The following is a 9,559-nucleotide window of genomic DNA, read 5'->3' as shown; positions in this document are numbered from 1 at the left end:
GCCGACGCTGCAAGCGGGAAACTCTGGTCGGGCTACGCCCTCCCGACGTTCCCCGCTTGCAGCGCAAAGTGGACTACTTTTGCGCCGCCCAATGGCCGACTTTTACTCCGCCGTTGACACCCGGAATTGGTTCCCGGGGAACCCGGACGGAAGCGCTGGTTGAGAAGAATGCACGGGCGTGCCCTTCACTTATGCGTGTTAAAAAGACAGCGTCGGTAGTCCGAATTTTTCGTCGCTGAGTGGAGAAGGAGCAGACAGCCGCTTCAGTGCGAAGGGTGCGCTCGCTATCAGCGCCCCCACCATCCCGACAGCGCGGTTCAACCATCGTCTCGGCCCCACCCGAAAAACGGCAAAGCGATTACGGTGTCCGCTCGGCAGCACGCTGCTTAAGACACCCATGAGGATCGATCGTCTCTCATGACCGAATGGAACGTGGACGAGGCTTCCCTCTCGGCTGCCGGCCAGAGGGCCTGTGCCTTGCAAGGCACAAATGCTTAGACCTACATACTCTTCTGGATGGAGCACCCCGCAGGTGCCGTGACGCTTTCTCTCCGGCCTCGACCAGATCAACACGCCTTCTCCCTTCATGGGCAAAAAACTTTCCATTAAATTGTCCGCCACGCCGAGGCCAACGCCCTCAATCTCTGGCGGGGATACGATGCTTAAATGACAGTGGTACGCGGCTAAAATGACAGCCGTATGCAGCTTAAATGACAGATTGATTACAGCGCATAGATGACAATTTGATGACGCCGCCCCGGAGGCATCGCCAGACCTGATGCGTCAGGTCAGAGCGACATTCAGCAGTTCTGGGAGCATCGCCATTCGGCGCTGAAGCCCTGGGAAACGCTTCGAGCGTATTGCAACTTCACCCGACATTTGCGCGCTCCCTGAAACCGCTGGCGTCAGAGAGGAACCATCCCTTTCGGGGGGGGGGGGGGGGGGAGAGCGAAACACGCCGGCTGGACTTATGACAGACTGACGCGAACAACGCTTGACGACGCCAGTCGGCGAGGGACCAGCTTTCGCAGCTGACCAAACGAATGCATGGCCGACAGATTCGCGCAAAACCGCCCGAGCCCTGGCGGACCTACAACCGAGCTTACAAGGGTGCTGTTATGCTGCCTGAGCCGGAGACGTACAGGCAACTGCCGCGCGTTTCGGTCAATCGTCAGCCTTATGCCTGTTGCTCAGCAACAGATCACCATGCCGATGACTTCGAAGATAAACAGCTTACGACGCCGGTGATCCAGCCAGAGTGAGCGGAGCGGTGTCGTACTGCGCCTTGAGTCTGGTCATGTCGCCGGCGTACCAGGCCATGCCATAGGACACCGCCGCGCCATTGGCGTGGATCACGCGTTCGATGTTCATGACCGCAGCGCCGGGGGCGAGCGCGAGCCGGTCTGACAGCGTCTCGTCGACAAGCGCAGAACCGATTTCCACATCGCCCGAACGCCACGGCAGATGGTCGATCAGCCAGTCGCCGGGCGGTGTGGTCTCAAAATCCACGGACCGGGCTTCTGGCAACAGGTCCAGATTGATCAGACGCTCTTCGTAGCAATAGATCCGGTCCCCGATATGGTGCCGGCAGCGGACGGCGAGCACATTGTCGCGGTCGTCCTGCTGGGTGCGCAGATGCGTGCAATCATCCGCATCTGCCTCGCGCTCCACCTGGTCGATGAACTCATAGCGATAGGGCTGTCCCATCTGCTCGGCAACGCTGGCCGGGTCGAGGATCTGCAGGATAATCGAATGCGCCATGGGACGCCGGACGAAACTGCCGGCGCGCTTGCGCGTCTCGATCAGCCCCTTCTGCGCCAGAAGCATGAGCACCTTGGAAACGGTGATGCGCGAACAGGCGTAGTGCTCGCTCAACTCCTTCTCGGTCGGGATGCGATAGCCGGTGTGCCACTGTCCTGAAAGGATGCGGGTTTCCAGATCCGTCTGGATCTTCTCATGCAGCGTGACGCGTCGTCCCGCGCCATTCTTCGCTCGCTTTGTCGGCGTGTTTTCGAGCTTGCCCATGCCCCAGCCTTAGTTCCCCCTTCCGGCCTTGTCGAGGGTGCGAGAGCGCCCTTTCGCAATAATGCATATGCATATTGCGAAAACCGCGTTTCGAGTCTAACGTCAAACCGGAGACAGGATCAGAGGACGTTGTCGGAAACGGTGAGGGGCGATACCGGCTCGACATTGTTGCTCTAAAGGCAGGCTGCCGAAACGGCGGCCGCCAGGCAGCGACGACGCTCAACTGGATGAACAGGAATTTGCGGCAGACCGAACCGGCTCTGCCGACGATATCTCTTTGCCTGAACATATCGGGCAGCTTGAATGAGGGGAGTGAGTACATGCCTATCGATCTGAAGAAAGCACTCGGCGCGACGGCGCTGGCCACCGCCATTCTGGCCGGATCCGGCAGCGCCATGGCGGCCGATCTGCGCGTCAACATCGCAGCCGATCCGTCCATGATCGACCCGATCACCTATTCGGAGCTGATCGCCGGTCAGGTGATCTCGAACATGTATGAAAGCTTCACCGCCATCGATGCGGACGGACAGGTGATCCCCGCGCTGGCGGAAAGCTGGGAACCGCTGGAAGGCAATCTCGGCTTCCGCTTCAAGCTGCGTGAAGGCGTGAAATTCCACTCCGGCCGTGAGTTCACGGCGGAAGATGTGAAGTTCTCCTTTGAAGAGCTTCTGCGCCCCGGCAACAAGGCGGGCCTCAACGCGCCCTATCTGGATGTCGTGGTCGGCGCAGACGCCATGAAGGATGGAAGCGCCGACACGCTTTCCGGCGTCACCGTGGTGGACGATTACACGGTTGAAGTGGCCTTCACGCGACCCGACGTGCTGTTTCCGATCTATCCGATCTACCTGTTCGACAGTGGCATTGTCGAAGAGGCAGGCCCTGAATGGTACAATAAGGTCTCCGCAGGAACGGGCGCATTCAAGTTCGAAAACTGGAGCCGCGGCCAGAAGGTCGAGCTGGCGGCCCATGCCGATTACTGGGGTGGCGCGCCTGCCATCGATGGCGTCGAATTCGTGGTGATCCCCTCGCCGGAAACAGCCATGGCCATGTTCGAGACCGGCGATCTGGACGTGATGGTCGTGGACGGGCCGAGCATGCGCCGCGTGCTGGGCAATCCCGAACTGAAGGAGCGCGCCATCACGGCCGCCCGCGCGCAGGTTCGCTACCTCGCCATGAATTCCGATCTCTACGAGCCCTTCAAGGACAAGCGGGTGCGCGAGGCAGTCTGCCGCTCGCTCGATCAGGACGCGATGATCGCCGGCCTATACAGCGGGGCAGCCAAGCCGCTCTACGGCCAGGTGACAGAAGGTGTCGCCGGCTACAATCCGGACCTGCCCAAGATCGAATACGACCCGGAAAAGGCCAAGGCGCTTCTCGCCGAGGCCGGCTATCCGAATGGCGAGGGCCTGCCGCCGGTCAAGCTGAGCACGACCGAGCCCAACAAGAACCAGCACCTCTATTTCGCAAGCCAGCTTCAGGAAGTCCTGAACATGCCGGTGGATGTCGAGCTGGTGGAGCGCGGCACGCATCTGAAGTCGATCAATTCCGGGCAGACGCCCTTCTTCGCATGGGGCTGGAGCGCGGGTTATCCCGACGGCCTCTATTTCCTGTCGCAGCTCTGGTACTCCGACAGCCCCTATAACCGTGGCTGGAAGAATGCCGAGTTCGACGCGCTGATCGACAAGGCATCGATGACGGCGGACAACAAGGAACGCTACGCGATCTACCATGAAGCCGAAGGCATGCTGATGGACGACTGGGGCACCTGCCCGCTTCCGGTCTCCACCCTGATGGCGACGGTGCGCGACGGCGTTTCCGGTGTCGCCATCCAGCCCTTCGGCCTGGTGCCGTTCGCGGATGTAACCATCGCGGAATAGGTTGATGCTGCATTACGCAACGCGGCGTCTGCTGGGGCTGACGCTGGTCTGGGCCGTGGCTCTGATCGTTACATTCTTTGCGGTCAGGGCCGTTCCCGGCGACCCCATCATGGTCATGCTGTCCGACCACGCCGGAGATGCCGCGCTGGAAGCGCGCCTGCGCGCAGATTACGGACTGGATCGGCCATTGCCGGTCCAGTTCCTCGCCTATATCGGCGACGTGCTGAACGGCACGTTCGGCCTCTCCTACCGCTATGTGGGATCGACGGTGATCGATGTTATCCGCGATGGCATGACGATCACGCCGCTTCTGGCGCTTTCCGCGCTTTTCATCGCCGTGCCGCTGGGCCTGTTCTTCGGCGTGTTTGCCGCCGTGCGCGCGGGAAGCTGGGCCGACACCGGCATCATCCTGCTGCTCGTCACCTTCATCTCCATACCCTCATTCGCGCTGGCCGCGCTTCTGGTCTGGATGCTTTCGCTCAAACTGGCGCTGCTGCCGGTCGCCGGCTGGGGTTCGCCCGCACAGCTCGTCCTGCCCGTCACGGTTCTGGTCGTCGGCCCGATGGCGGTGATCGCCCGCCTCACCCGCACCTACATGCTCGAAGTGCTCGACCGCGATTTCGTGCGCACTGCGCGCGCCAAGGGCGTTCGTGAAAACCGCGTCATCTGGCGGCACGCTCTCGGCAACACGATGGTGCCCATCGTCACGTCCATCGGCCTCATTTTCGGTGGCCTTCTGTCGGGTGCGTTCGTCGTGGAAACGGTCTTCAACATTCCCGGCCTCGGCCGCATCGCCATCGATAGCGTGCTTGCGCGCGACTACCCGGTCACCATGTCCATCGTCCTTCTGTTCACGGTCTTCTACTCGCTGATCAATCTCTGCGTGGACCTCATCTATGCCTGGCTCGATCCTCGCATCCGTTTCGACGAGGCCGCCGCATGACGCTTGAGACATCGAAAACCGACGCGCTGAACGCGCCTGCCCCGAGGCGGGGCCTGTCCGATTTTCAGATCCGCTTTCTGCGCTCGCGCAATGCGATGATCGGCAGCATCATCGTGGCGTTTGTCGCCATCGTTGCGCTTCTCGCTCCCTGGATCACGCCCCATGACCCGACAAAAGTGTCGATCATGGCGACATGGCTGCCGCCCGGCGCCGACCATCTTCTCGGGACCGACGCGCTTGGCCGCGACGTGCTCAGCCGGCTTATCATGGGCGCACGCGTCTCGCTGACGGTGGCGCTCTCGGTTCTCGCAATCACCATGACGTTCGGCACGCTTCTGGGCATGGTGGCCGCGTGGTATCGCGGGCATGTCGACAATGTCCTGATGCGCTTCGTCGACATCATCTTCGCGTTTCCGGAACTCATCATCGCCATCATCGTGGCGGCGGCCATGGGGCCCGGCACATTCACGGTGATCGTCGCTCTTGCGCTAGTCTGGTGGCCGGGCATTGCGCGCATGGCGCGCGCCCTTGTGCTGTCGCTGCGCGAGGAACCCTTCGTCGAGGCTGGCATTGCCTGCGGCACGCCCACATGGCGGATCATGTGGCGGCATCTCCTGCCCAACATCGTGTCCCCGATGATCGTTCGCGCCTCTCTCGGCGTCGGCATGATCATCATGGCGGAGGCGACGATGTCGTTTCTCGGCATCGGCGTGCAGGAGCCCTACCCCACATGGGGCGGCATGATCCGCGACGGCCTGCCCAATCTGCGCACCGATCCGCATCTGGCGCTCTCCGCCTCGGTTGCGCTTGGCATCACCATGATCGGCTTCAACCTGCTGGGCGATGGCCTGCGCGATGTGCTTGACCCGAAAAGCAGGGGGCGTTGATGAAGCTTCTGGATATCAGCGGGCTCAGCGTTTCCTTCAACACGCTGCGCGGCCCTGTCGAAGTGCTGCAAGACGTCTCTTTCGATGTGATGCCCGGCGAAGTCGTGGGCGTTGTGGGCGAAAGCGGCTCGGGCAAATCCGTGACTTCGCTGGCGATCATGGGGCTGCTCGGCCATTCCGGCAAAATCACCTCCGGCAATATCGCGCTTTCCGGCACCGAACTGACCACGCTTTCGGAAGAAGAGCTGCGCGCCCTGCGCGGGCCTGAAATGGCGATGATCTTTCAGGAGCCGGGCACCAGCCTGAACCCTGTGCAACGGGTCGGCGACCAGATTGTCGAGGCCATGACCGAACACGCCTTCTGCCCTCCGGCAGAAGCGCGCCGTCGCGCCGTGGAGCTGATGGACCGTGTCGGCATTCCCGCACCAGACCTGCGGGCGCGTGACTATCCGCACCAGCTCTCCGGCGGCATGAAGCAGCGCATCATGATCGCTATTGCGCTTGCCTGCCGCCCGAAACTTCTGATCGCAGACGAACCGACGACGGCGCTGGATGTGACCATTCAGGCGCAGATCCTCAATCTCATTCTGGATCTGAAAGACGAGTTCGGCATGGGCGTGATGCTCATCACCCATGACATGGGCGTTGTGGCGCAGATCGCCGACCGCGTGGTGGTGATGTATGGCGGACAGGTGGTGGAGCGCTCGGAGGGCGACGCGCTGTTCACCCGCTCCGCGCACCCCTATTCCCGGCTCCTCCTGCGGTCGATCCCTTCGGCGTCGCAGCGGCAGGACGACCTTCCGATAATCAAGGGCACCATGCCTGCGGCGGGACGCTTTCCGGATGGCTGCCGCTTCCACGAGCGCTGCCCGATGGCGATGGCGGCCTGCGCCCTGTCCGTTCCTCCGCTCAACGAAGCGGGACCGGCCCATTTTGCCCGCTGTTTCCGCACCGAGGCGATTGACGAGCTGGAGGCACTCGCATGACTGCGCCATTGTTGAAACTGGAGAACATCTCCAAGCGCTTCCGGGTCGGCAACAAGGAACTGGCAGCGGTGAACGACGTCTCGCTCGATGTGGCGGCGGGTGAAACGCTTGGCATTGTGGGCGAAAGCGGCTGCGGCAAGTCCACGCTTGGCCGCATGATCCTGCGGCTGACAGACCCGAGCGACGGCGCAATCACTTTCGACGGCCGTGACATCACCCGGCTCAGCAAGCGGGCCATGCGGCCGCTCCGCCGCGATATCCAGATTGTTTTCCAGGATCCCTATGCGTCGCTCAACCCGCGTATGAAGGTGGGTGAAATCGTCGCCGAGCCGCTGGTAAATATCGGCATGAAGCGCGCCGAGATCGCCGCCCGTGTGGCAGAGGTTCTGAAGGTGGTGGGACTGCCGGCGGAAAGCGCCGACCGCTATCCGCACGCCTTCTCCGGCGGTCAGCGCCAGCGCATCGGCATTGCGCGGGCGCTTGCCGTGAAGCCGCGCCTGATCGTCTGCGATGAAGCGGTTTCGGCGCTCGACGTGTCGGTACAGGCGCAGGTTCTGACCCTGCTGCGCGACATTCAGCGCGAGACCGGGGTGACCTTCGTCTTCATCTCGCACAATCTCGGTGTCGTGCGCTTCCTTTGCCACCGCATCGCAGTTCTCTATCTGGGCCGGGTGGTCGAAATCGGCACCGAGGCGCAGCTCTTCGAGTCGCCACAGCACCCATATACGCAGGCGCTGCTCTCCGCCATTCCCGAAGCGGGTGCAGGGCGGCGCGGGCGCATTCCCGTGCCATCGGGCGAGATTCCAAACCCCATCAACCCGCCGCCGGGTTGCCCGTTTCACCTGCGCTGTCCGCGTGTTCAGGACAGATGCCGCAGCGAAATACCCACGCTTGTCAGCGATGCAGGCGGACAGGCCGTGGCGTGCCACTTTCCCGGAGCGGATGCGGACAGCCCGCATCAGACTCTGGAAGACAAAAGAATGACTGAAGGAGAAGCGCAATGAAGGGCCGTTGGCTTGAAGATCTGACCTGGAGCGAAGCGGCGGAATGGCGCGACCGCGATGCGCTGGTTCTGGTGCCGATTGGCGCAGCAGCAAAGGAGCATGGCCATGCGCTGCCGCTCTGCACCGACTATCTGCTCGCCCGTGGCCTGACCGATGGTGTGCTCGAGGAACTGCCCATTCTGGCAGCGCCCGTCATGTCATTTGGATATTACCCGGCATTCCGCCACTATCCCGGCAGCCAGCACATCCGTCCTGAAACCTTCTCCATGCTGATCGACGATGTTCTGAGCGGCTTTCTCGCACAGGGTTTCCGCAATCTGGCGATCCTGAACACCGGCGTTTCGACGACGCCCGTTGTGCAGGTGGCCGTGCGCGAATTCTACGAGCGCACCGGCACCCGTGTCGCGCTGGCCAACATTCTGGCGCTCGGCCATGACGCCGAACATCTGATGACCCAGAAGCTCGGCGGACATGGCGACGAACATGAGACTTCGCTGATCCTCGCGCTCGATGAGAGCCGGGTCCGCAAGGACAAGCTCGTCTGCGACTATGGAAACCAGCTCGATGCGCCCAAGACCGTTTTCTACTGGCCGACCACCTTCAACGGCGACCCGGAAAGCGGCGTCGACTATTCGGCCACGGGCATTCGCGGCGACGCAACGCTTGCGACGAAGGAAAAGGGTGAGGCGAGCCTCAAGGCAAGCGTTGCCGATGTTGTCGATGGGCTTCGCGCGCTCTTCCCGGACGCCGTGGTCAGGCCCGGAGACGCTTCATGACGCGGTTGAACCTGGCGGATGACGGCGACTGGCTGACACCCAAGGAAACGGCAGAGCGTCTTGCCCAACTGACCGCCAGTGGCGATGTCGCGCCGGACTATTATGGCGTTGGCGGGCCGGTCACCGAACTGGAACACGCTGTCGCCGCGATGTTCGGCAAGGAAGCGGCGGTCATGTATCCGACGGGCACGCTGGCAAACATGCTGGCGGCGCGCGAGCTGGCCGCTGCAAAGCGCGGCCCGCGGCTGGTCGTGCAGAGCGACAGCCATGTGTTCAACGATGCAGGGGACAATTTCACCCACGGCATCGGCGTCACCACGGTGCCACTGGCCTCGGAAGGCCCAAGCTTCACCGCAGAGCAGCTGCGCGCCGAGATCGAGCGCACGGCCAGTGCCCGTGTGCCGGCCACCATTGTGGGCGTGATGGTGGAAACGCCCAGCCGGCGATACGCCAACCGCCTGTTCGACCCCGTTGCGCTGGCAGAAATCATCGCACTGGCGAAAGCCGAAAACATTCCGCTGATCCTCGACGGGGCACGAATTTTCATCGAAGCCGCCTGGACGGACCGGGAGCTCACGGAGATCACCGCGCCCTTCGATTACATTTACCTGTCGCTCTACAAATATCTCGATGCGCCTTTCGGGGCCGTGCTTGCGGGATCGGCGGCAGCGCTTGAAGGGCAGCACCACGAGCGGCGACGCTTTGGCGGCGGTCTCTTTCAGATGTGGCCGTCAGCGCTTCTCGCCCACAACGCGCTGGCCAGACAGACGAAGAACTGGGCAGCTGTACGCGTGGCGGGCGCTGCCGTGCTGGACGCCCTGCCCGGTCTGGGCGTTGAGGCCCACAGGCTTGTCGATGACACCAATGTCATCCGCATCAAAAGCGCGGTTGAAAGCGACGAAGTGGCAAAGCGGGCACAGGCGCGCAATGCAAAAATGCCGCCACGCTCGCGCGGCGGTTACGTTCTCAAGATGAATGAAAGCTGGCTGAACACCCCGCCAGACAGGATTGCCGCCACCATCGCTGACATTCTCTGCGATTAGCCGGCTTTACCGACAATG

The 9,559-nt window shown here is 62.4% G+C and carries 8 protein-coding genes; 7 read left to right on the top strand and 1 reads right to left on the bottom strand.

Features of this window, described 5'->3' with window-relative positions; genetic code table 11:
• Positions 1 to 1,233: 1,233 nt before the first annotated feature.
• Positions 1,234 to 2,025, bottom strand: coding sequence for a UTRA domain-containing protein (locus JYP46_RS21815; RefSeq protein ID WP_113156701.1), 792 nt, complete (start codon positions 2,023 to 2,025; stop codon positions 1,234 to 1,236).
• 320 nt (positions 2,026 to 2,345) lie between these two features.
• Here JYP46_RS21815 and JYP46_RS21810 point away from each other — a divergent pair, with 320 nt between their 5' ends.
• From JYP46_RS21810 to JYP46_RS21780, 7 genes are read left to right on the top strand one after another with little or no spacing between them, the layout of a single operon-like run.
• Entirely contained in the window at positions 2,346 to 3,902 is a 1,557-nt protein-coding gene (locus JYP46_RS21810; RefSeq protein ID WP_206549336.1) for an ABC transporter substrate-binding protein, read from the top strand.
• A 4-nt stretch (positions 3,903 to 3,906) separates the two neighbouring features.
• Complete coding sequence (locus JYP46_RS21805; RefSeq protein ID WP_113156699.1) at positions 3,907 to 4,845, top strand: ABC transporter permease; 939 nt, start codon at positions 3,907 to 3,909, stop codon at positions 4,843 to 4,845.
• Positions 4,842 to 5,732, top strand: coding sequence for an ABC transporter permease (locus JYP46_RS21800; RefSeq protein WP_206549335.1), 891 nt, complete (start codon positions 4,842 to 4,844; stop codon positions 5,730 to 5,732). Before JYP46_RS21805 ends, JYP46_RS21800 begins: the two co-directional genes overlap by 4 nt.
• Positions 5,732 to 6,718 carry an ABC transporter ATP-binding protein gene (locus JYP46_RS21795; RefSeq protein ID WP_206549334.1) on the top strand — a complete coding sequence of 329 codons (987 nt, stop codon included), beginning with the start codon at positions 5,732 to 5,734 and terminating at the stop codon, positions 6,716 to 6,718. The genes JYP46_RS21800 and JYP46_RS21795 overlap by 1 nt, the downstream gene beginning before the upstream one ends.
• Positions 6,715 to 7,722, top strand: coding sequence for an ABC transporter ATP-binding protein (locus tag JYP46_RS21790; RefSeq protein ID WP_113156696.1), 1,008 nt, complete (start codon positions 6,715 to 6,717; stop codon positions 7,720 to 7,722). Before JYP46_RS21795 ends, JYP46_RS21790 begins: the two co-directional genes overlap by 4 nt.
• Positions 7,719 to 8,498 (top strand): creatininase family protein, encoded by a 780-nt coding sequence (locus JYP46_RS21785; RefSeq protein ID WP_206549333.1) that lies wholly within the window; start codon positions 7,719 to 7,721, stop codon positions 8,496 to 8,498. The genes JYP46_RS21790 and JYP46_RS21785 overlap by 4 nt, the downstream gene beginning before the upstream one ends.
• Positions 8,495 to 9,541 (top strand): threonine aldolase family protein, encoded by a 1,047-nt coding sequence (locus tag JYP46_RS21780; protein WP_206549332.1) that lies wholly within the window; start codon positions 8,495 to 8,497, stop codon positions 9,539 to 9,541. The genes JYP46_RS21785 and JYP46_RS21780 overlap by 4 nt, the downstream gene beginning before the upstream one ends.
• The last annotated feature ends 18 nt before the right edge of the window (positions 9,542 to 9,559 follow it).

Source organism: Nitratireductor aquimarinus (assembly GCF_017255295.1).
Classification (GTDB): domain Bacteria; phylum Pseudomonadota; class Alphaproteobacteria; order Rhizobiales; family Rhizobiaceae; genus Nitratireductor; species Nitratireductor aquimarinus.
Note: the sequence above shows the minus strand (reverse complement) of the source record. Positions and strands in the feature narration are given on the sequence as shown.